19 protein-coding genes and 4 pseudogenes are annotated in these 22454 nt (G+C 56.6%); 20 read left to right on the forward strand and 3 right to left on the reverse strand.

Going from position 1 to position 22454, the window contains the following annotated elements; translation table 11 throughout:
• Positions 1–14: 14 nt before the first annotated feature.
• From AMK02_RS30500 to AMK02_RS23830, 4 genes and pseudogenes are all read left to right on the forward strand, one after another.
• A complete protein-coding gene (locus AMK02_RS30500) occupies positions 15–470 on the forward strand; it encodes a hypothetical protein (RefSeq protein ID WP_004668602.1) in 456 nt (151 codons plus the stop codon).
• Positions 471–952: 482 nt separating this feature from the next.
• Positions 953–2482, forward strand: a complete 1530-nt coding sequence (locus AMK02_RS23825) for a hypothetical protein (RefSeq protein ID WP_004668604.1) — start codon at positions 953–955, stop codon at positions 2480–2482.
• Between the two features lie 65 nt (positions 2483–2547).
• A pseudogene (locus tag AMK02_RS31400) lies at positions 2548–2741 on the forward strand (IS21 family transposase); the annotation flags it as partial.
• A 402-nt stretch (positions 2742–3143) separates the two neighbouring features.
• The gene (locus tag AMK02_RS23830; RefSeq protein WP_011053336.1) at positions 3144–5534 is read left to right on the forward strand and encodes a DUF3141 domain-containing protein; all 2391 of its coding nucleotides are present in this window, start codon (positions 3144–3146) and stop codon (positions 5532–5534) included.
• A 223-nt stretch (positions 5535–5757) separates the two neighbouring features.
• Here the strand turns inward: AMK02_RS23830 and AMK02_RS32275 are convergent.
• Together AMK02_RS32275 and AMK02_RS23835 are read right to left on the reverse strand one after the other, a co-directional pair.
• A pseudogene (locus AMK02_RS32275) lies at positions 5758–6083 on the reverse strand (HipA domain-containing protein); the annotation flags it as partial.
• Between the two features lie 160 nt (positions 6084–6243).
• Positions 6244–6579 carry a helix-turn-helix domain-containing protein gene (locus AMK02_RS23835; RefSeq protein WP_026188835.1) on the reverse strand — a complete coding sequence of 112 codons (336 nt, stop codon included), beginning with the start codon at positions 6577–6579 and terminating at the stop codon, positions 6244–6246.
• A gap of 465 nt (positions 6580–7044) precedes the next feature.
• Between AMK02_RS23835 and AMK02_RS30510 the strand changes: the two are divergent.
• The 12 genes and pseudogenes from AMK02_RS30510 (at position 7045) to AMK02_RS30515 (ending at position 18581) form a co-directional block, all read left to right on the forward strand.
• Positions 7045–7805 (forward strand): annotated as a pseudogene (locus AMK02_RS30510) (IS5 family transposase).
• 216 nt (positions 7806–8021) lie between these two features.
• A complete protein-coding gene (locus AMK02_RS23850; protein WP_004668612.1) occupies positions 8022–8702 on the forward strand; it encodes a GntR family transcriptional regulator in 681 nt (226 codons plus the stop codon).
• A 314-nt stretch (positions 8703–9016) separates the two neighbouring features.
• Positions 9017–9901, forward strand: coding sequence for an NAD(P)-dependent oxidoreductase (locus AMK02_RS23855; protein ID WP_011053340.1), 885 nt, complete (start codon positions 9017–9019; stop codon positions 9899–9901).
• 77 nt (positions 9902–9978) lie between these two features.
• The gene (locus AMK02_RS23860; RefSeq protein WP_004668619.1) at positions 9979–10407 is read left to right on the forward strand and encodes a carboxymuconolactone decarboxylase family protein; all 429 of its coding nucleotides are present in this window, start codon (positions 9979–9981) and stop codon (positions 10405–10407) included.
• A gap of 77 nt (positions 10408–10484) precedes the next feature.
• Positions 10485–10868: a hypothetical protein gene (locus tag AMK02_RS23865; protein ID WP_004668622.1), complete on the forward strand. Its 384-nt coding sequence runs from the start codon at positions 10485–10487 to the stop codon at positions 10866–10868.
• Positions 10865–11761, forward strand: coding sequence for an alpha/beta fold hydrolase (locus tag AMK02_RS23870; protein WP_004668623.1), 897 nt, complete (start codon positions 10865–10867; stop codon positions 11759–11761). Before AMK02_RS23865 ends, AMK02_RS23870 begins: the two co-directional genes overlap by 4 nt.
• Positions 11762–11786: 25 nt before the next feature.
• Positions 11787–12953: an ABC transporter substrate-binding protein gene (locus tag AMK02_RS23875; protein WP_008534334.1), complete on the forward strand. Its 1167-nt coding sequence runs from the start codon at positions 11787–11789 to the stop codon at positions 12951–12953.
• Between the two features lie 91 nt (positions 12954–13044).
• The gene (locus AMK02_RS23880; protein WP_004668627.1) at positions 13045–14598 is read left to right on the forward strand and encodes a sugar ABC transporter ATP-binding protein; all 1554 of its coding nucleotides are present in this window, start codon (positions 13045–13047) and stop codon (positions 14596–14598) included.
• Positions 14595–15569: an ABC transporter permease gene (locus AMK02_RS23885; RefSeq protein ID WP_008534336.1), complete on the forward strand. Its 975-nt coding sequence runs from the start codon at positions 14595–14597 to the stop codon at positions 15567–15569. The genes AMK02_RS23880 and AMK02_RS23885 overlap by 4 nt, the downstream gene beginning before the upstream one ends.
• A gap of 11 nt (positions 15570–15580) precedes the next feature.
• Positions 15581–16600, forward strand: coding sequence for an ABC transporter permease (locus tag AMK02_RS23890; RefSeq protein WP_004668632.1), 1020 nt, complete (start codon positions 15581–15583; stop codon positions 16598–16600).
• Between the two features lie 23 nt (positions 16601–16623).
• Entirely contained in the window at positions 16624–18111 is a 1488-nt protein-coding gene (locus AMK02_RS23895) for an NAD-dependent succinate-semialdehyde dehydrogenase (protein WP_008534338.1), read from the forward strand.
• Positions 18112–18395: 284 nt separating this feature from the next.
• Positions 18396–18581, forward strand: coding sequence for a hypothetical protein (locus tag AMK02_RS30515; RefSeq protein ID WP_004668636.1), 186 nt, complete (start codon positions 18396–18398; stop codon positions 18579–18581).
• 68 nt (positions 18582–18649) lie between these two features.
• Here the strand turns inward: AMK02_RS30515 and AMK02_RS30520 are convergent.
• Positions 18650–19194: pseudogene (locus tag AMK02_RS30520) on the reverse strand (reverse transcriptase domain-containing protein); the annotation flags it as partial.
• Between the two features lie 578 nt (positions 19195–19772).
• Between AMK02_RS30520 and tnpA the strand changes: the two are divergent.
• From tnpA to AMK02_RS32615, 4 genes are all read left to right on the forward strand, one after another.
• On the forward strand, positions 19773–20135 hold the full coding sequence (gene tnpA / locus AMK02_RS23905) for an IS66-like element accessory protein TnpA (protein WP_009996987.1): 363 nt from the start codon (positions 19773–19775) through the stop codon (positions 20133–20135).
• Positions 20132–20479, forward strand: a complete 348-nt coding sequence (gene tnpB / locus AMK02_RS23910) for an IS66 family insertion sequence element accessory protein TnpB (RefSeq protein ID WP_009996986.1) — start codon at positions 20132–20134, stop codon at positions 20477–20479. Before tnpA ends, tnpB begins: the two co-directional genes overlap by 4 nt.
• A 72-nt stretch (positions 20480–20551) precedes the next feature.
• Positions 20552–22117, forward strand: a complete 1566-nt coding sequence (locus AMK02_RS23915) for an IS66-like element ISRel19 family transposase (RefSeq protein ID WP_009996985.1) — start codon at positions 20552–20554, stop codon at positions 22115–22117.
• Positions 22117–22422: a hypothetical protein gene (locus tag AMK02_RS32615; RefSeq protein ID WP_009996984.1), complete on the forward strand. Its 306-nt coding sequence runs from the start codon at positions 22117–22119 to the stop codon at positions 22420–22422. The genes AMK02_RS23915 and AMK02_RS32615 overlap by 1 nt, the downstream gene beginning before the upstream one ends.
• Positions 22423–22454 lie beyond the last annotated feature (32 nt).

The following is a 22454-nucleotide window of genomic DNA, read 5'->3' on the forward strand; positions in this document are numbered from 1 at the left end:
TTGTGGAGACATCGATGCGCTATCATCGTTGGGTGCTTATCGCTATTCGTGCGGCGGCATTATCGATGCTGCGCATCGTCAGCCCGGTTCAAGCTAACGAGAGCGACATGCGGGCAACGACCAGTAAGCCCGCGACGATAACCATATCGAGCAGAGCAGTCCACTCATCGGCTGATACCAGTGCGCGGGTCGTCCTTACTGTCACTGGTTATGAACCGTCGACTTCAGGACCAGTGACGACGGTCGTTTCGCTTGACTGCGGCAGTAACGTTCGCGAAATTGGTAGGTTTGGTATTTTTCCGAACAAGGCGTTTTCGGTATTGGACGGGGCAAAGCCTCAACGATTTGGGTTTCCCTTGCCCGATGACCCGTCTTGCCGTCAGCCACAGACCGTCATTATCCGGCTGGAGCCTCAAACAGGCGGCGGTTCGGGCGCCAGCATCACTATCAGCGACGCAAGCATCGAATAGATTGGCAGTCGGGGCTGATTTGCCGCTAGCTCCAGAACCTTGGCGGCAATGAAAGTCCGCCGGATAAAATAGAGGGTTTTGATAGGTTGTTGTGACAAAGGTCCAACGCGCAGCGCCTATCGTGGTCAACAGTTTACAGTCTTGCCGCTGCATTCGGCGACTGATGGTCGTCTGCAAGCAGGCAAAGGTTTTTGGCCGACCCGAGACTAGGCTCAAGATAAAGTCGCTCTTAAAGGCATTGAACCAACGACGCGTTCCTAGATCAGTAAAGTGACTCTTCAACCACTTCAGATGCTTGCGCGGAGTCTGTCCGAAAGCTGCATTGACTTCGCACGCGGTCCAAAACCGATTCAGACTGCGCGTTCAATTCAAAACTGAAGATTAGACGTGTGCTTTTAATGGCACTGGATTTGCAAGGACACGGGCGGCGTGCGGCCATAGGTATCGCTTCCATTCGTGATAGAGAGGCGCGGAGGTTAGTCTTGAAACGAAGAGATTTTTCGACTGTTGGGCTCACTGCTCTTCTCGCCGGGATCGTATTCCCGGCTTTTCCCAGCACCGGATTCAGTGAGCAGCGAAAGCCGTCCATCCCCGCACTCCCTGATCAGCGGAAACTTTGGAGTTGGATCAAAAGGCTCAACAGTTTCGGCCCCCGATTGACCGGCAGCCCGGCGCAAGCACGGGCAATCGATTATCTTGCTGGTGAGTTGAGAGGGATGGGCCTTGAGGTGAAGCGCGATCAACTCACGATGCGCCGGTGGATGCCACGAACCACCGCGTTCAAACTGTCAAATGGTGAAGTAATTGAGGTAGCGGCGCCGTTCCCGTATTCCGGGCTTACACCTCCCGGCGGTATCTCGGGTAAGATGGTTCTTTTCAACGGTCGGGTTCAGGCGTTTGAGAAAGCCCGCGGCAAAATTGCGGTGGTGACGGTAAAGCGTCGGGATCTGGCGGCATTCCTCGAACTGGTGACCAATCGACGCGGCAGCCTGCCGGAAGGCATAGACTTTCCCAAAGCCGTAACCACGCCGCTTATCACCGGTTTGCTTGGCGTACCGATCGACAAGGCGCGTGAAGCAGGGGTTTTAGCCGTCGTTTGCATTTTCGAAGGCGTCTCGGAAGTGCAGTTGAAGGGGCAGGTGCTGCCATTCACCACACCGTATTGGGGCTTACCTGCAATATGGGTGGCGCAATCTGAAGGAGAGCGGATCAAAGCCGCGATCAAGCACGGTTTGAGCGGTCGCCTGACCTTGGATGGCACGTTGGAAGACGTTGCGACCGATACGATTTATGCGGTTTTGCCGGGCTGCAACCTGCTTGAGACAATCATCATCAACACCCACACCGATGGACCTAATGCGTGCGAAGAGAACGGCGGTGCTGGGGTACTCGCTCTGGCGCATTATTTCTCCTCGCTACCGAAATCTGCCCGCAACCGAAGCCTCGTCTTCGTACTCGTCACGGGTCATTTCCAGCTTGCCCAGTTCGGCCGCCACGGGAATCAGGCGACGGCGACCTGGCTCGAAATGCATCCAGAATTGTGGGACGGCAAACCCGGCCATGCTAAAGCCGTTGCAGGAGCTACGATTGAGCATCTTGGATGTACCGAGTGGCGAGATGACTTTGCAAAAGGGCACCCCGCGCCCACCGGGAAGCCGGAACTCGATTTGATCTATACCAGTAATAAGTCGATGAGTGGCGTGTACATCGCTGCCGCACGCGGGCGCAAAAAGGTACGCGCGCTGATAGTCGCCCCAGCGGCGGCGCAGGTGATGTTGGGCGAAGGACAGCCATTATACGCATCAGGAATTCCGACGATATCAAGCTGTCCGATACCGGACTATCTTTGCCAGGTCTTGCCGGGCGGAGGCTTGGACCGGCTCGACCCTGATTACGCCTTTCAGCAAGTCGAAACCTTTGCCCGCACGGTCGACTTGCTCGACAGGATGCCGCGTGGTGAGATCGGAATCGTTCCGTTTAACCTGTCCACTGTTATCGGTGATCTGCTGTAAACCTGACCAACACTAACGCCAGCGAAAATGGCGGTGTCACGCGGTCGGCACTTTAACTGGCGCCGAGGATCATCTGGCAGTTCACGATAGTGCCGGGTCATAGCCGTCCCATCTGGGCACGCTTCGTCATGCATGAGATGACCGGCCTGCGTTTCCACATCGCGGCCTTCGAGGCTCTCGGCGGCGCTCCGCGGGAGTGCTTTGCGACCGGATGAAGACTGCCGTCATCGGTGAGCGTCAGACAGAAGGCATCGTCTATAAACCATGCCACCACCAGCCTTAGCCCCAACCAAAGCCACGCGGACGGCCGCTGAAACATCCTAGTTGGTGGGATCCCACACCGCAGGCGAATCCATCACCTCCTGTCCTCCGATAGTCTCCAACGAGCTGGGAGAAACTGCTGATCCAGGCTGAATGAAGACTTTGTGTGGCATTCCCTGGCGACGAGCTTGCTGCCCCTCTCCCGGCGTAGCTGGCTGACCCAGTGCTTGGCATAGACATTGCAGGGGATGAATGCGGCGGTAACTCGTTGGGGTCGGAAGTCGTCAAACTGCTTTCCTAGGCGTCGGCATTGCCTACCGAGCACCTCGCCAGACGGAAGCACGATCGATCTGGCACGTATGTATGCGTACGGGATCATAACCATAGAGGAGTTGAAACGATGGCGGATATTCTTACATCTCTAAACCCGCTCCGGTGGATTGAAGCGCCATCCACGGAACTGGAGAGCCAAGTGACCCAAAGTCTATTCCCGATGTTCCAACGCTTGGCGGAAGCGGGCGCTGAAACCGCTAAAATTCTGCAGGTTGCCTTATTGCGCCGCGTGCAAGTCATGTGCGACAGCCACTCTACCCGCCAGGGAAAGCTCTTTACTGAGGCCGAACGTCTTGCCGAGAGTCTACGCGAGGTGCACGGCAATGGGAATTTGGGCTACGCTTGGGCGGAATACCTGCGCGACGCTAGTGAGCGCGCCATATTGTGCATGGATCTTCTCCGACAGCGCGGCGACATCTTCCTCGAACATGAAGCGGCAGGCTGTCCGCCGGTTTTCTTCTGCGACTACGAGACAGTTATGGATGGAAACGATCTGCCCTTGAAATCCAATTACGTGTTACTTCGAATGATCCCGCCCCAAGGTGTTAACGTCGATGACACGAAGCGCCCCTTCATAATCATTTGCCCGCGCGCCGGACATAGTCCCGGCGTCGGTGGCCACAAAGAAGACAGCCAGGTCGGCGTAGCGTTCCGGGAAGGTCACCCGGTTTATTTGGTGTCCTTCCGCCGAGAGCCAGAGGGGGGGCAGTATCTCTCTAATGTCACGTATGCGGAAGCGGCCTTTGTTCGTGAGGTCATGCGCCTGCATCCGCTTGCCCGCCTTCCAGTCGTAGTCGGCAACTGCCAAGCTGGCTGGGCTACCCTTCTGATGGTTGCGACAAATCTCGACTTAGCTGGCCCGATCATCCTCAACGGATCGCCGGTGACACCTACCTCGGGAAATATCGGTGAAAATACCCTCCGCTACATGGCGGGCCTCTTCGGGGGAGCTTGGATAACCATGTTTTTGTCAGATCTGGGCGGAGGCATCTTCGACGGCGCCCATCTCGTACAGAATTTCGAAACGCTCAATCCCGAGCGCCAGTTATTCATGAAGTATGTCGAACTGTTCCGAGATGTGGATGCGGCGAGCGAAGCCTTCCTTAAGGCTGAGAAGTGGTGGGGCGGCTTCTGCCTGATGCGGGGAGACGAGATCCGCTGGATAGTTGAGCACCTCTTTGTTGGTAATCGACTGGCGCACAACAAGGCGTATGGGGAGCCGGACCGGCGGCATTTCGACCTTAAGAAGATCAGGGCGCCTATTATCATATTTGCCAGTCATGGCGACAATGTCACGCCGCCGCAGCAGGCGCTGAATTGGATCCCCGAAATCTATGACAACGAGGAGGAAATCCGCCTTCTCGGCCAGCACATTATTTATATGGTACACAACGACGTCGGTCACCTCGGTACATTCGTTTCCTCGAGAGTAATCAACAAAGAATACAATGAGGTTGCAAGCACGCTCGAGGCAATTGAGGCGTTGTTGCCTGGCCTTTACGAGATGCGCATCACGGACATTCAAGAAGATGCTGGACACAAGAGCTATAGTGTTGAACTGATCGAGCGCACCTTCGAGAATATCCGTGAGTTTAACGATGGCCATGACGATGGAGGTCCCTTCGCTGCCGTCGCCCGCGTCTCTGAACTGCAAGCGCAGATCTATCACACAGTTGCCCGCCCCTTTGTGCAGGCCGCGGTCACAGACATCTCAGCAGACGCCAGCCGAATGTTCCATCCAAAGCGGCTGGAGCGATCGCTGCTGTCTTCTCAGAATCCGATCATGGTTGGCTATAAGTCAATTTCAGAGCAGGTACGGAACTCCCGGGCGAACGCAGCAGCGGAAAATCCTTTCCTGGCTGCGGAAGCGCTCTATTTCAAGGCTGTCGAACAGGCGATCGTGGTCATGCGCGACTGGCGCGACATGGGTTATGAGCTCGCGTTTCACATGATCTGGAACAACCCTTGGCAGCGATATTTTGACAATCCCCACGAAGCATACCGCAAAGGGACGACACTTGACGATATGAGATGGCAGCCGGACATCGCCAATGCGCTCAGGAGGATCGCGATCGGCGGACTCGCCGATGCCATCATCCGTATGGTCGTACTCCTGGTGAGCGATCGTGGCGGGATCCGACGCGACCGCCTGGCGCGCTGGTCACGGGTGCTGACCGAGGACGAGCCCTTCCGCTCACTAAGCGCTGATCATTTGGCCGAAATCACTCGCGTGCAGACGGCTATCGTCACCTTTGAGCCGGAGCAAGCAATGGAGACGCTGCCGCTGTTGCTAACGGAACCGAGGCAACGGCAACTCGCTTATGCAGCCGCTTGCTATATCCCGGGCTCCAGGGCGGAGATGTCATCGAGTACTGTTGCCATGCTACAGCGCTTCGCGGACGTGCTTGGCCAGCCATCGATCGTCGATGTGATTGAGGATCCGCTGGCAGTGACATAGTTTGTTCGTAGAGTAGCGTCTCGATCTCACCGAATCACATAATTATTGGTTTTCGCTCGTTGGTCACGGAGGCGCTTGAAACAATTCCATCGCAAATTCAGCCAGGACCGCAGATCGGAAAATTGCCATTGGACATCCGTCCTTTACAACGCAACGATGCCGTAATCCGGTTCAGTGATCGGGCCGGCAGAGGGCGGATTGAAACTGTGGAGGAAGGCTCTCGTCATAGGGCTGGCGCTCGCTGCAAATCATCGTGATCGAACGCACTGGCCATACGGTTGATCTCGGCTGACCGCGCACCGACCGCCTTGGCGGTCTCGCGCCACCTTGCGGTGTCGCGACTTCCTTAATGATCGCGCGAGCCTCGGCGAGCGTTAGGGCGTAGAGCCCTGCAGCTTCTTCCAGCAGGTCAAGGGAGCAGGTGCCTTCATCAAGATCAATGTTTGTCGTCAGCGCGCGCGCCTTGACATCCGTAGGCACTGGATTGAGGTCATAGGCAGGGGACAACGACCAGCTGGCTTTATTGAGCCACAGAAAGCCGTGATTTTTCTCCCCAGCTCAGAGCTAGAGCGGGCTGCAGCGAGAAGCGGCCGGGGTCCTCGAGCCAGGCACGATCATACTCAAACACGATTGTTTCGGCACCACGGGCGCGATTGCTCCGGGCCAGATGGGACGTGTGCGGCCGTGAAGGTCGAGATGAACTTCGAAATCAGCCATCGCGTGACGATCCCGGTGATCGCCTTGGGTGAGCGTGCTTGGGCAACTCTGCATTGGCCAGAGACTGGCCGACGCTGTCGTTACGGATGTCGGCGACTTGGCTCAGCCCATCTAGCAGGCCGAGTGCCTGGAGGACGCCTGCATAGATGCCGATGCTGACATTGGTGTCGCCGGCCTCGATCTTTTGAAGCGTTGAGCGTGAGGTGAAGGCACGTTCGGCTACTACCGCCATAGGCAGGCGGCGACGTCGACGTGCGTCGTGGATGTCTGCGCCCAGTTTGCGCAGCGCGCGCCGCACAGCGGCCGGAGCGTTGTGAGGTGTCGGAATTTGTCACCTTCGCACTACAGATTGCACTAGATATGTAGCACGAAGGTTACAATTTTTCAAGAGAGATGGTCAGAGAGAAAAGTGGTTAGAATGGGAATCGCGGGAGCGATAGCGCAAGTACGAGCCAGGCTGGCAGGCGAAGAAAGATGGCGGATCTTGAGGTGCTCAAGATCGATGCCGCCTCCGGACTGGAAGCGCGATCGGAACCACTATCGTCTGCTGATGCGGCTTTTGCCGATTGCCAAGCTGCACCCGGCCCTTAGTCGAACGGGTGCTCCTGGAAGATGCGGTGGTGTCGGTGACCGTGGACACCTCGTCGATCAGGGTCGCAACCGTGGCTGGTTTTGAGAAATCGGCGGGCGGACATTGTCGGCCATCAGGACACCAATTGAACTAGGCGGTGTGGACTCTTGGGATTCCCAAGGCTGAGCAAATCAGATTCAAGACTGTCTTTTGGAGGCAGTCATGGGTGTTTTGGATCGTCTGATCCTTCGGGACGAGCAGTGGGAGCGGATATCGCACCACATCATTGGTGACGAGCGCACACGCGGTTCGTCCGGCCGCGACAACCGCATGTTTATGGAAGCGGTGCTTTGGATTGTGCGAACGGGCTCGCCCTGGCGCGATCTGCCAGAAGTGTTCGGCGAGTGGAACAGTGTCTTCCGTCGTTTCAGCCGCTGGAGCCGGAAGGGCATCTGGTGGCGCATATTCGAGGCGATGGCGGACGATCCAGACTTCGAGTACTTGATTGTTGATTCCACCATCATCCGCGCCCATCAGCACGCTGCCGGCGCAAAAAAGGGGCTGAAGATCAAGCCCTTGGCCGCTCCCGCGGCGGATTGAGCACCAAGATCCACATGGCCGTGCGGGGTCTCGGTTGCCCGGTCCGCTTCACATTGACCGCAGGCCAGAAGGGCGATGCGCCGCAAGCCGACGCCCTGATCGAGGGCCTACCCGCCGACATCATCATGGCCGATACCGCCTATGACAGCAATCACCTGCGCAATGCCATCGCCGATAAGGGCGCCGTGGCAGTGATCCCCAACAATCCTTCGCGTGCGCGAAAATACCCGCTCGACAAACATCTCTATGCTCAGCGACACCTGATCGAATGCTGCTTTTCTAAACTCAAGCAGTTCAGAAGGGTCGCGACGCGCTTCGAGAAAACCGCCGAAAACTACCTCGCCGTCGTCACTATCGCGGCGACAATGCTATGGATCAGATAACTGTCCACACGACCTAGGCCATTTGGACTAGAATTTCCACTTATGGCGCGCCAACCGATCGGTTCCTCATGGATCGGGAAGCCGACCTCTACACAGCGGGCTCAATCCTCTAGAATAGTTGCTAATGACCGCTCATCAGACAATCTGATTGAAAGTTCCCCGCGAAGCAGCCATATATTTAGCTCAAATTCATTAGTGCTACGTAGGACATTGATCATGGTAGATGTGGAGCTGCAGGTCGCTCGGCAAAATGCCTCTCTTCGAGTGCAAGTCGAAGAAAGGCTCAGACAGGCTATTGCGACGGGCAAGTTCAAGCCGGGGCAAAGGCTCGTCGAGCGCGAGCTTTGCGAAATGATCGGCGTGGGTCGCACGTCCGTCCGTGAAGCGCTTCGGCAGCTTGAGGCAGAGGGATTGATCACAAGCTTCCCCCACAAGGGTCCAGTTGTCAGTATCATAACCTATGAGGAGGCCGCTCAGCTCTACACCGTCCGCGCGCTGCTCGAGGGGTTTGCTGGTCAGCAGTTCGCCGAAAATGGAACGGCGGAAGATATTGCCACTTTGCAAGATGCCGTTAGAGAATTCGAAGCGTCGGCGGAAAGCGGCGTGGGACACAGGCTCATCGCTGCCAAAAACGCCTTCTATGACTGCTTGATGGATGGCAGCAAAAACGTCTTCGTCAGGCAAATGCTAACATCGCTGCACAACCGGATCAATCTTCTGCGCATGACTTCGATGACACAACCGGGGCGCCTCAAACATAGCATTGCAGAAATCAAAGAGATTGCCGAAGCGATCCAAAATCGCAACGGACCCAGGGCTGCGGCCGCTTGTAAGCACCACATTGATATGGCTGCGAAAGTCGCACTCGAGTACCTGCGCAACAACACCTCAGGCTGATGCCATAAGATTTTCCGAAAATTGACAGATTGTCTGATGCTGGAGGTGGCCGGGTGTAATTAAATCCTTCAGGGCACGGTGCTTTTGACAACGCAACAACCTCTCTGGTGTCCATCGGACGATAAGATGGGTGCTGCTTGCACGGTCATTTTAAGTGAGGTGATTGAAGAAGCGACGGCAAAATTGGCGTCGTAGCGAGGGAGGGCCGGCCCAAGCATGAATTTTCCGATTGACAGATTGTCTGATAGGTCGTTAACTACTCCTCACTAACGGAGGTAGCTGATTGTGCTTGCCTCACATTCGGGAGCGGGACGTTGTCACCACGAAAAAATCTGCGCGTCGCCTTTATTGGTCTCGGCGCAATGGGCGGGCCGATGGCACAACATCTGTTGTCGGCTCAATTCGAAGTCACTGGCTTTGATCTATCGGCCGAGGCTAGGGAAAGGTTCGCGGCCGTCGGCGGCGTTCCGGCAGAGACGGTAGCGGAAGCATTCAATGGCGCCGATGTTGCGGTTACCATGCTTCCCAACGGCAAGATTGTTCAAGACGCGCTCTTCAAGGATGGGGCCTGGCAATCCCTGAGTGCTGACGCGCTTGTCATCGACATGAGCTCATCGGCGCCCAATGATACTCGTGAGCTCGCAGAGCGCTTGCATCAGAAGGGCTTGCGGCTGGTCGATGCTCCCGTGTCAGGCGGAGTGAAGCGAGCCGTCGAAGGCTCTCTTACTATCATGGCAGGCGGTGCTTCTGACGATATCGATCAAGCTGATCCCATCCTGTGCGCCATGGGCGGCCAGATTTTTAGGACAGGCCCGATCGGCTCAGGGCACGCCATGAAAGCCATCAACAATTTCGTATCGGGAGCCGGGGTTCTGGCAGCTATCGAAGGCGTTCTTCTTGGCCGAACGTTTGGTCTCGATCCTAGAACGATCGTCGATATTCTCAACTCGTCGTCTGGCAAGAACAACGCAACAGAAGTGAAGATGAAGCAGTTCATCCTCTCGGAGACTTTTGGCTCTGGTTTTGCTTTGGGGCTTATGGCGAAAGACATTAGGATTGCAGCGGACTTGTCGAAGGCGCTCAATCTCCAGCTGCCGACATTGGCCGGTACCGCTGATGCCTGGGATGCTGCTCGGCATGCTTTAGGCCCCGATGTCGACCATACGAAAATTGCGCAGTTCGTGAAAGATCAGGCCTGACCGCGAAAAACTACGCCAAACTGACAGTTGAAAATTGTCTGATAATCTGTCAAATATGATGAAGGGAGCGAAACCCAATGGCCACTTTGGACAGGAAAGATAAGGGGTCTAAGGCCGGCGAGCGAACAGCTCCATCGGAGCAGTTCAAGCGCGGACTTGCTACTCGTCGGCAGGTGATGGGGGACGCTTACGTTGATGCGGCCCTCGGAAAGGCGACCGACTTCACCTGGCCGATGCAGGAACTCGTCACCGAGTATTGTTGGGACAATATCTGGAACCGACCTGGCCTCGACCGTCGCGCTCGATCGATCCTCAACCTTGGAATGATAGCGGTTTTAAACCGACCGCACGAGCTCAGAGGCCACATCCGCGGCGCCATCAACAACGGTGTTACGAAACAGGAGATCCAGGAGATCTTCCTTCAGGTGGCTATCTACGTTGGTGTGCCAGCAGGCATCGACAGTTTCAGGCATGCCCAGGAAGTATTCACCGAAATGGGCATTTGAGAATGTGCTGTCCCGTGAGGGGGCATGTACAACATGCGCGGAGTTCTCAGCGCTTATCAACAAGGGAGGAGCCTAAAATGGCGATAGATCTCAAGAAATTCATAGAATTCGTGCGGGAGGATTTCGAGTTCAAGCGCGAAACTCGTTATCTTAACGGTATATTAAAATGCGATTTCCCTACCCGCAGTGTAGCGCTTCATTTCGAGGACGGTACGTTGCTAAAGGTGGAAGAGGCCGAATACGACGACGACAAGTGCACTATCGTCATACGCGGGACCGGTTCACAGTGGGAGGCGCTGCTTCAGCACAAACCCTTGCCGTTTTATCAGTGCTTGCAGTCATCAAACATCAAGCATGGCCTCTACCTTAGCAGTAACAACGAAACCTTCGCGTATCTGCCTGCTCTCAACCGCATGACCACCCTGATGCGCAATGCCCGTTCTGAAGGAGCAGCAGCATGACCAAGTTTGACCCCATTATCGGCCGTTATCTCTATCTCACCGTAGAAGGTATCGAGTACCGCGTCTATTACGAAGAAGCGGGCCAGGGGATTCCGCTTCTCGTCGGTCATACGGCAGGGTCCGACGGTCGCCAATACCGTCATATGCTTTGCGATTCCGACGTGACAAAAAATTTTCGCGTCATCGCGTTCGATCTGCCGTATCACGGCAAGTCCCTTCCCCCCTACGGCGTTCGCTGGTGGGAGAAGGAATACAACATGACCAAGAAGTTCATGATGGACTTCCAGCTCGAACTCTCAAAAGCGCTCGACCTAGACCGCCCCGTTTATTTGGGCAGCTCCATGGGCGGCCATCTCGCGATCGACCTGGCATCGAACTATCCGGACAACTTCCGCGCCACGATCTCGGTCGAAGGTGCGTTGCGCTCGGCGGCGGAGTACGTCGACGTCGGTATGGCTGGCATCCGCAGGGAGTTCGACAATCCAAACGTCAATCGCACCTCCATCGGTGCGGCGATGATGCTGAATATCTCACCGTACTCGCCAGAAGCGAATGTCCGTGAAATCCAGTGGGAATACAGCTGCGGTGGACCGGGAATCTTCGCGGGTGATCTTTATTACTACTACTACGACCACGATGTGTCGCCAGAGGAAGCCAGCAAAATCGATACGTCGAAATGTATGCTATACTTCCTCACGGGCGAATACGATCCAAACACGTCCCCGGCCGATACCAAGATTGCTGCAGACCTGGTCAAAGGCTCCAAGTTTTGGACAATGGAAAAGCTCGGACATTTTCCCGTTACTGAGGACTATAGCGAGTTCCGGAAGTATCTGTTGCCGATTCTTGAGGAGATCCAACAGTCATCAGCAGCTCGGTCTAAGGTTGCCTGATCCTTTTCTCGGGAGGAGAACTTCAATGAGGTGCATTCTGAATGTCACACTTGGGGCGCTGATCTCGGTTAGCGCCCTGGCGACAACCGCTTACGCGGATGGTGTCGATCAGCTACCGGCTACAGAAAAGAAGATCTATGAAACTGTAGATCCGCAGATTCCATTGGGGGCGAGCGCCTACAAAGACTTCAAGCCCAAAAAGGGTCCTCCGTGGAAGATCGGCTATGCAAGCAGCTACGCTGGCAACACCTGGCGAGCCGCAGCTCTCGATGCGGTCATGAGCGATCTTTTACCGCGATCAAAGGCTGCGGGCCTGGTGTCTGATGTCGTGGTCACCCAGTCGGATCTTAAAGACGCCGTTCAGATCCAGCAGATGCGTCAGATGGTGGACGAAGGCGTCGATGCAATCATCATCTGCTGCTCGAACGTCACGGCTCTTAATCAGACGATCGAATATGCCTACAAAGCCGGTGTGCCGGTGTTCTCATTTTCGGGCTACGTGACGTCGCCATACGCCATCAATGGCGCGGCCAATCACGCGCAGGGCGGTGCCGAGATGGCGACGTGGCTGGCGGAAAAAATAGGAAAGAAGGGCAATATCCTTCTCGTTTCTGGTATTCCCGGTTTCGCTTCTTCGGACAGCTTTGACAAAGCGGCTAAGGAAGCACTTGCTAAGTACCCCGACATAAAGATCGTCGGTGAAGTTGCAGGGAAGTGGACCGACCAGGTGGCCCAGGTCGAAGTTCAGAAGTTTCTTGCGACGAACCCGACGAAGATTGATGGGATCCTCACGCAGGGGGCCCAAGAGAACGGCGTTCTCAACGCAATGCTGCAGTCAGGTCGAGACATGATCCCGATTACTCTCGGGGGGGAAGCTTCCGCCGCGTGCTACTGGCGCAAGAACCCCGAGTTTGTGGACAGGAGTTTCCATATTTGGCCGCCGCGTCGCGAGATGCAACAGATGTGGGAGATCATGCTCCGCACATTGGAGGGACAAGGCCCTAAGGTTCAGTCCTTCCTTCGACCCGTCTTGCCTTACACCATCGATGAAGTCCGCGCGGCAATACCAGAAGATTGCGACTTGAACTCGACAGACTTCGTGGAGCCCAAGGCGGACGGGTGGTTTCCTGCTGCGATTGCTGCAGACTACTTCGAACGCCCGGCTGATCCCTGGAAGCCTGTGTCGAAGTGAAACTGTTCTGCCCGGTGGGTCTTGCCACCGGACAGAAGTTTCTCTTGTGGGAGGACCGCCTCGCGCGGCCGTTGGGATTAGAGGATCTCCGATGCAAAACCAAACTACGATCAAGTTGATCAATGTTGCCAAGTCTTTCGGCGAGACTAAGGCCTTAAAGAAGTGTGATTTTGAAGCCCGGGCCGGAGAAGTGCACGCCATCGTCGGAGAGAATGGAAGTGGCAAAAGCACGATGGCGAAGATCATGTCTGGAGTGTTGCACCCAGATTCCGGGAGCGTTTCGGTCCTTGGAGAAGAGATTTCGACTCCGACTGACGCCAAGCGCATCGGGCTGACAACGATCTTCCAGGAAGTGCTGGTGGCCGACGAGGCCAGTGTATTGGAAAACCTGTATGTCGGGCGCGACGGCATCTTCCGCTCGCAGGGCGGCAGTGGTCGGCGTACCGAGGCTGAGGAGATCCTGAAACGCCTCGTCGGCAAGCCCGTGGATCTCGATCAGAACGTTGGGGCATTGCCTCTGAGCGTCAAGCAATGGATAGTTATTGCGCGAGCGGTCTTGCGCAGGCCGAAGGTCCTCATCCTCGATGAATCGTCTGCGGCATTAGACCTCGATTCCACGATCCGCCTCCACGAGGAAATTGATCGTCTCCGTAGGGAAGGTGCGACCGTGCTGATCGTAACGCATCGGATCGCTGAACTTGTCCGCATCGCCGATCGAGCCACGATCCTTCGCGACGGCGTCACGATTGGTACGCTCGAGAAGCATGAAATAACTGAAGAGAACCTGCTTTCAATGATGACGCCCGCGGACCGAAACGCAAGCGACGCGAAGGCGTACGAATCAAAGCAAGTAGGCGCCGCCGCGCCGGCCGTGGTAGCGGTAAGAGACCTCGTTACTCACAGCGCGGCAGCGCCCTTCGATTTCGATCTACCGAAAGGAGCGATCATCGGTGTTGCAGGACTCGACGGGCAGGGGCAGGACGCTTTCGTACGCGCCGTTGCGGGTATCATCCAGCCTTTTGGTGGTAATGTCCAAGTCTGGTCATCCAGCACCGAGAGAATGAAAAAGGTCGCATCGCTCGAAGACGCTACCAAAGCAGGAATCTCGTATATTTCCGGCGACCGCAAGCGTGAAGGTATCTTCCCTCAGCAGAGCATCTTCGAAAATCTTGCCATCGGCGTCTATCGCAAGAACCTCGGTCCTCTTGGTATAATCAATAAGGCCGGCCTCAAACCCATGTTCAAACGCGAGGTGGATCGGCTCCGGATTAAGATTGGAAGTCCGGCGAACAAGATCACCTCACTGTCGGGCGGAAATCAGCAAAAAGTTTTGATCGGCCGTGCCTTTGCAAACGAACCGTCCGTCATCGTCCTTAACGATCCCGCTCGCGGTGTCGACCTCGGAACGAAGCGCGATCTCTACCGCGAACTGCGCCTGTTCACGGAGAAGGGTGGCAGCGTGATTTATCTATCAAGCGAAATCGAAGAGTTCATCGGCTTTGCGGACCGCGTCGACGTCTTCTTTGCTGGAAGGCTTTTCCGGTCGCTAGCAGGCGAGGACATAGCGGAAGAGCCAATCTTGGCCGCAATGTTTGGAAAATCGCCAAACGCCTCCATCGAGTTCGATCTGGAAAGGACTGCATGATGTCTGGAATCGCATTCCGTCAAATCACCCAGGACCGTTCCCTCTTCGTGCCGGCCGGCCTATTCATTGTCCTTTTGGTCGCCGTTGCCCTACGCGGACACGGGCTATTCACGAACAACGGCCTCGCAGGTGCAATCCTTGTCGCCACGCCCTTGATTCTAACGGCGCTTGCCCTCACCCCCATTGTCATGGCGGGTCGTGGAGCAGTGGACCTTTCAGTTGGCCCCTTGATGGGGTTCATCAACGTTACCCTTATTACCTGGCTTGTGGGTAACGGAATTACCAACCCTATCGCAGTGATAGTATGGGCAGTCGGCCTGGGAGCGGCATTCCAGCTACTCCAGGCGCTGGTTATCATTTATGTGCGTGTCGCTCCGATAATCGTTACGCTGTCGGGTTTTCTTGTCCTCTCCGGGTTGAACCTGATGGTGATGTCCCGACCGGGTGGAGTCGCGCCCGACTGGATGCTTAGCTGGGGGGCGGGGACCGACATCATGTCACCTGTTTTGCTGTTGCTGGTTGCAGCGTATGCATTATGGCTCCTTCTCAGGGGGACTATGTTTTACCGCAACCTTCGCATGACGGGTGCGGATGAGCGCATGGCGTATACGAGCGGCGTTCGAGTGGACGCAGTCCGCATCATCGCCCACGTTGTTGGTGGAGCATTCGCTGGACTTGCCGCCCTCAGCTACACGGCGCTGATCTCCTCTGGTGATCCGACGCAGGGCAGCACCTACACCCTTCAGGCTGTTACGGCCCTGGTTCTCGGAGGTGCGAGCCTCTCCGGTGGTCGTGGTGGAGCACTTGGATCTACGCTTGGCGCGATCAACATGTTCCTCATCTCCTATCTCCTCTCCACCTTCAACTTCGGCACGGTTTCGGGGTTCGTTACCCAGATGGCATTCGGCTTAATCCTCGTCGGATCACTTCTCGTGAACGTCTTTGTCATCAGTCGCCGCGCGGTTGTGTAAGGAGCAAGATAATGGTCGCGACAGTTATGAATTCCGAAATCAAATCGGCTCAGAAGTCTAACCCGCTCAAGGCTCATCGGAGCATCGTCATTGGCTTTGTTCTTCTGGCCTCTCTCTTAGCACTCGGTGCATTGCTGGTCCCCGGCTTCGTATCATCCCAAAACGCGCGTTCAATCCTTCTTCTCGCAGCGTTTCTGGGGCTTGCCTCCATTGGCCAGACCCTGTGCGCTCTGGTCGGTGCGCTCGATCTTTCGATACCATATATTATTGGAGGCGCGAACATCCTCCTTCCCAGCCTTATGGTCGCAGGTATTCCCGCTCCCCTCGCGATGCTGGTTGTCATGCTCCTCGGTGCGCTTGTCGGGGCCGCCAATGGCGCCCTGAGCTTCCGTCTCCAAGGGCAAGCGCTGATCATGTCGCTCGGAGTTGGCTTCGCGGCCGTCGGTGCGGTCCAGATCTACACCTCACTCGGCTCGGCGTTTGGTGGTACAGTGTTTGCTCCGGTACCCGAATGGCTGAGGAACATTTCGGCGTTCAACGGAAAGTTTTTCGGCCTGTCGCTGCCTCCGGTCATCGTGATCTGGGCTATCGTCGCCATCGCGCTTGGATGGTTCATGTACAACACCTGGTTTGGCCGCAGCATTTACGCCGTCGGCGGAAGCCGGACGGCGGCCGCCCGCCTCGGAATCTCCGAATTCAAGGTCTGGACCGTCATCCATAGCGTCAGCGGTGCCATGTCTGCAATCACGGGCATGCTGCTACTAGGGTTTTCCGGTGGTGGCTTCGTCGGCGTGGGCGACCCTTATCTTTTCACCACCGTAGCAGCGGTGGTGATTGGAGGGACGTCGCTTCTTGGTGGGGCGGGCGGCTATGGCGCGACAGTGCTCGGTGTTCTTGTCCTGACTGTACTGACCTCGCTTCTAGTTGGCCTCGGACTGAACTTTCCGGCGCAGCAGGCTGTCGTCGGTCTGCTCATCGTTCCGATGGTCGCGATATACGCACGGTCACCACACATTCGAAATCAGATATGATCAATGCATAGAAAGGAAGATCCATGGCAATCTCCAGCACCCTGCTAGGCCGTTTAAAGGACCAGACTCTCGTTCGCGAGCAGATGCTGGTTGGAGGAAAGTGGTCGAGCGAAGGGGTAAACGGCACACGCATCAACGTGCTAAACCCCTCCACGATGGACGTCCTTGCCTCTTTGCCTAGCGCTGGCCTTGCTGAAGTGCGAGCCTCTATCGATGCTGCAAAGGCTGCACAGAAGAAGTGGGCTAAGGTTTCGGCGAAGGAACGCTCGCTGATCATGCGGAAGTTCTACGAAGAGGTGGTAGCTAACGCTGAAGACCTGGCCGTAATTCTGACATCGGAAATGGGCAAGCCACTGGCGGAAGCGCGTGGCGAGATTGCTTACGGCGCTTCCTACATCGAATGGTTCGGTGAGGAAGCCAAGCGTGTCTATGGTGACACCATTCCAGGTCACCAGGCCGACAAGCGACTGCTTGTCATCAAGCAGCCGGTTGGCGTTGTGGCCGCCATCGCTCCTTGGAACTTTCCGTCGGCGATGGTGTGCCGCAAGATCGCGCCGGCGCTCGCGTCCGGCTGCGCGATCGTATTCAAGCCTGCTGCCGAGACTCCGTTATCGGCGCTTGCATTGGCGATCCTCGCGGAGCGTGCCGGAATACCCGATGGCTTGTTCAGCGTCCTCCCGACGGATAATGCAAGAATGTTTGGCGAGGAGGTCTGCTCCAACCCGGTCGTCAAGAAACTGACCTTCACCGGTTCGACCGAAGTTGGCCGTATCTTGATGGCGCAAGGCGCCCAGAAGATCATGAAGCTGAGCCTGGAACTCGGCGGCAATGCGCCGTTTATCGTTTTCGACGATGCAGATCTCGACCAGGCGGTCGAGGGGGCTATGCTTTCTAAGTTTCGTAACGCGGGTCAGACCTGCGTGTGCGCGAACCGTATTTACGTACAGAGCGGGATCCATGACAGGTTCGTCGAGAAGCTGGCAATGCGCGTGAGTGCCTTGCAGGTTCTTGACGGGTTTGAGAGCGGGGCGACGATCGGCCCGTTGATCAACGATGAAGCGGTAGCAAAGCTCTATGGTCATATCGATGACGCTGTGACCAAGGGTGCGACTGTCGTGGTTGGTGGTGACCGCGATGCTCGCGGAGGCACGTTCGTCCAACCAACGCTTCTCTCGGGTGCCACAAAGGATATGAAGGTTGCGCGTGAGGAAACCTTCGCGCCTCTGGCTCCGGTGTTCAAGTTCGATACTGTCGAGGAAGTCATCGAACTCGCGAACGATACGGAATTCGGCTTGGCAGCCTACTTTTTCGCCAACGACCTCAGGAACGTTTGGAAGGTCACAGAGGCGCTGGAATACGGCATGGTTGGCGTGAACACGGGTCTGATTTCCACCGAATTAGCGCCATTCGGCGGAGTCAAGCAATCCGGCTTCGGCCGAGAGGGCTCAAAGTACGGAATGGATGACTTCTTATCCATGAAATACGTCTGCATGGGCGGGATCGGCGCATAGCGATCGCCCAAGGGTCGCTCGCCGACTGAACTTAAAGGGGGAGAGGTCTGTTGAATAGAGGCAGGACAGCAACATCCTCTCCGCCGGTTGCGAGGTCTCAAAAGGCTGGACTTTTCTAGAGGTTTCGCGGGAGCTGTCCTACGGATCTTCCCTTCCGACCCCTTCTGGGGCCGGCCTTGCAGACGAGATTTCTGCCTGTCTTTTCGATTGTCGATCCTTCCGCCAATGCCCTACAAGGTAAGTCTTTCCCAGATAGCTTGTATCCTTCGAAGAGGTAACACGACATGAACGAGCTGTTGCACCGTGGCGTTGTCGTTTCAACGTATCGGAGTCCTGAGCAGGAGCATGATCACCACCCGATCGATGCACGCGTTCGTCCTGAAATCGATCAGGCCGACGATGCTGCACGTGCCAGCGTGGAGGGTCAAGCGAAAGCCATTCGCGTCAACCAGCGACGCGTCAAGGTGTAGTTGTCGGCGGCCGCACCCTCAGTGTCGGTTTGACGTAGCCGCCGATCTTCGCCGGCGCCAGGCCTTTATGGTAGATCCGGATGCGTCCGGGTCATCCAGACGTCAAACGCGTAATGCAGGAAGAGATTCGATAGGATCGGGCTGACCACGCCCCCTTGCGGGGTACCACGCATCCGCTCAATGACTTCTCCGTTCTTTTCCATAGGCGCGGTCAACCATCTTTCGATGTAGAGCAGAGCCCAGTTGCATTTAACGTCTTTTCTGACCGTCTTCAGCAAGAGATCATGCGGAAGATTGTCGAACAGCTTTGATGTCGGATTCCGGATCAATCATCTGCTTGACCACCATCTGCGCGATCCGATCACTGACCGCCGATTCCAGATCTTGTAGAGATTTCTCGCAAGGTCTTTGTCAAACATCTCCAGGGTCTCACCGTCCACCCGGCTGCACCACGGTTGGCTTTGACCGCTTTGTAAGCTTCGTACACTTGCCGCTTCTCAATCCGAAACGGCTTGTCTGTCGTACCTATCGAGTCATCCTGTTTCCAGTTGTTCCAAACAATACGACCACCTGATCCGATCCCTTTGCTCCGGCCCCATTACAGGGCCCTCAACGCTCATACGGATCGGTCCGCCCCAGTCTCCTGCATCGGTACTCTCGCCTTACGGTTTCTCCGCTTGGGCTTCTCCCTTGGCATCAGGAGCCTGGTTCCTGCAGTTCCGGGTGAAAGCCTGTGTCCAACACGCCCCCTCTACGCCGGTCGCCGCCCGCCCAATCATCAGGCACCCGGCGGACTTGTCCCAGGATGACGAAACAGTCCTGGTTTCGACGACGCTTATATTCATAACGGCGCGTCTTCGGAGGGTTCACTTTCGTTCGTCTTTCGGACACGCACCTGCTCGGATCTCGTCCGAACTTTTCATCCGGCGCTCACCACCACGGCTCTTTACCGCAGCAGCTCGGACTGGTTTAAGACCCGCTCCTGAAAGCCGATCCCGGAGGGCCATCCTCCATCATTCACGCAGCTTCACGTTACGGGGTTAGCTCACACTGAACTCCTTCCGTGCCTCTGCAGCACACTTTCGTCGTGAGCGTACGGTGAGCTGTTTTTGCTGATCGGCCAAATCAGGCGATGTTCTGGCATTAGAACCAGCATTAGTGCTGACATTAATACCAGAACGAAGAGGTTTCATGGCTCGCATAGAGATCATGTCCGGTACCGAGCGCAGACGGCGTTGGTCGGACGAGGCGAAGCTGAGGATACTTGCGGAAGCTGATGAGCCCGGTGCTCGCATTGGCGATGTGGCGCGCCGGCACGACATTCATCCGGGCCAGATCCGCTTGTGGCGGCAATCATTCAACTATGCCGATCGGCCGACGGTGTTCCTCCCGGTGGAAATCACGGAGGAGGTTGGCGTAAGCCAGCCGTCTACCGCATCAACAAGGCCGACGATCGTTGAGATCTTGCTTCGAAACGGTCGGAGCTTGAAGGTTGCGGTTGACGTTGAGTTGAAGCTGCTTGGCCCGCTCGTCGCTTGCGTGGAGGCGGTATGATCGGCCCATCGGGGAATGTGAGGGTCTATCTGGCCTGCGGAGTGACCGATATGCGGCGTGGCATTGATGGTCTGTCCGCGCTGGTGGAGACGGTCGTGAGGGAGGCACCGGGCTCGGGCGCAATCTTCGGCTTTCGCGGAAAACGCGCGGACCGGATCAAGCTGCTTTGGTGGGATGGCCAGGGGTTCTGTCTGTTCTACAAGATTTTGGAGCGCGGATACTTTCCCTGGCCGACGGCGAAAGAGGGTGTAGCGCACCTGACGCAGGCGCAGCTTTCGATGCTCGTTGAGGGGATCGATTGGCGACGCCCGGCGTGGACTTCCGCTCCCGGCCGAACGGGATAAAAGCTATATTTTGCAGGGGCATGGGAAGCTTAACGCTGGTGCGTCAGAGGCAAATCGGCTAGTTTCGCGGATATGGAAACAGCGCCGCTGGACAGTCAGGACGAGCTCAATACTTTGCGCGCACTCGTCGCGGAACAGGCGGCAAAACTTGAGAGCCAGGAAGCCGAGGTCATCAAGCGAGACTCCATAATCGGGCTTCTTCGCGCGCAACTGGAGCTTCTCCGACATCGGCAACATGGCGCGTCTTCGGAAAAGATCGACAGGAAGATCGAGCAATTCGAGCTGATGTTGGAGGAGATCGAGGCCTCCCGGGCCGAGGCTGAACAGCGCTCCGGGAAACCGCCTCTGCCGGAGTTGGACGACGCATCCGAGAAGCCGAAGCGCAAGCCTCTACCCGATGATCTCACCACCGAAGAACTGGTCTATGCAGCTCCCTGCAATTGCCCGACCTGCGGTGGCACTTCGTTCCTGAAGGCGGCCGACAGAGTGGTCCAGGTGCTGGAGCACGTGCCGGCGTCGGTCAAGATTGTCCGGCATGTCGAGAAGCGCATGATCTGCAGGGAATGCGATACGACAGTGGCTGGCGAGATGCCGACCTTGCCGATCGAGCGCGGCAAACCCGGGCCGGGGCTGCTCGCCCACATCATGATCGCCAAATTCGACGATCACATTCCCCTCTACCGCCTGTCAGAGATGTACGACCGGTTGGGGATAGACATCTCCCGATCCGTAATGGCCGACTGGGTCGGCCGGGTATCTGCATTGCTGACACCACTTGTCCTGTTAATCAGGGCCCATATCGCCGCACTCGACCGAATACATACGGACGATACCCCGGTCGATGTTCTCGACCCCGGGCGGGGCAAGACAAAAACCGGCAGGGTCTGGGTCTACATCTTTGACGGCAGTGGCTATCAATCCGCCACTCCCGCAGCCATTGCCTATTACTACAGCCCCGACCGCAGGGGCGCACATCCGGCTGATCACCTGGCAAGCTTCAGCGGCGTCATGCATGCCGACGGCTACGGGGGTTACAAGAAGCTCTATGGCAACCAGATCATTGAAGCCGCCTGCATGGCGCATGTGCGCCGCAAGTTCCATGATGTGATAAAGCTCAAGCCGTCTCCGATCGCTGAGGAAGCGCTGTCACGCATCGGCGCTCTCTACGATATCGAGAACCGTATCCGAGGCATGTCGGCTGACGAGCGGCGCACCCTGCGCCAACACCATGCCCGGCCTGTTCTGGACGAACTCAAGGCCTGGATCGAGGCGACACTCTCGACTTTGCCTCAGAAGCAGAGGCTGGCCGAGGCGATGCGATATGCCCTGTCGCGATGGGCAGCCTTGAGCGTCTACATCGACGATGGCCGTGTCGAAATCGACAACAACATCGCTGAACGAGCCATGCGTCCGCTTGGAATTGGAAGGAAGAACTGGCTGTTTGCCGGCTCGGACAAGGGCGGCGAGCGCATCGCCAACATCCTCACCATCATCGAGACGGTCAAACTGCAAGGCCATAATCCAGAGGTCTATCTGACGGATGTCCTGACCCGGATCCAGGATCACCCCGAAGACCGAATTGAAGACCTCCTGCCTTGGAACTGGACGCCGGCAAAAGCTCGATGCGAGGCCGCCTGATGGCGCGCTCGAGGTTCATCTACACACTCAGCCAAGTCGCCGGCATGATCGGCGAAAACCTCGAACTGATCGAAGAAGTGACCGCAAACTCGGACAACATCTCCGAAGGCGAACTGGTTTACGTCGGCGATGGCAGTGAAGACGGCACGAAGGGTCTGACCGAGAATGGCATCGAAGAACTTCAAAGCCTACTCGCCGACATCAGGACGTGGGACGGCGGTATCCGCGAGTTCCTCATCGACACACAGTGCGATCCTGAAATAATCGACCGCATCATGGCCGATGAGATGAAACGCGGCCTATAGATTCCATCTCTCGACACCCGAAAATGCGTTCG

The sequence above is a fragment of the Rhizobium sp. N731 genome (genome assembly GCF_001664145.1).
Classification (GTDB): domain Bacteria; phylum Pseudomonadota; class Alphaproteobacteria; order Rhizobiales; family Rhizobiaceae; genus Rhizobium; species Rhizobium esperanzae.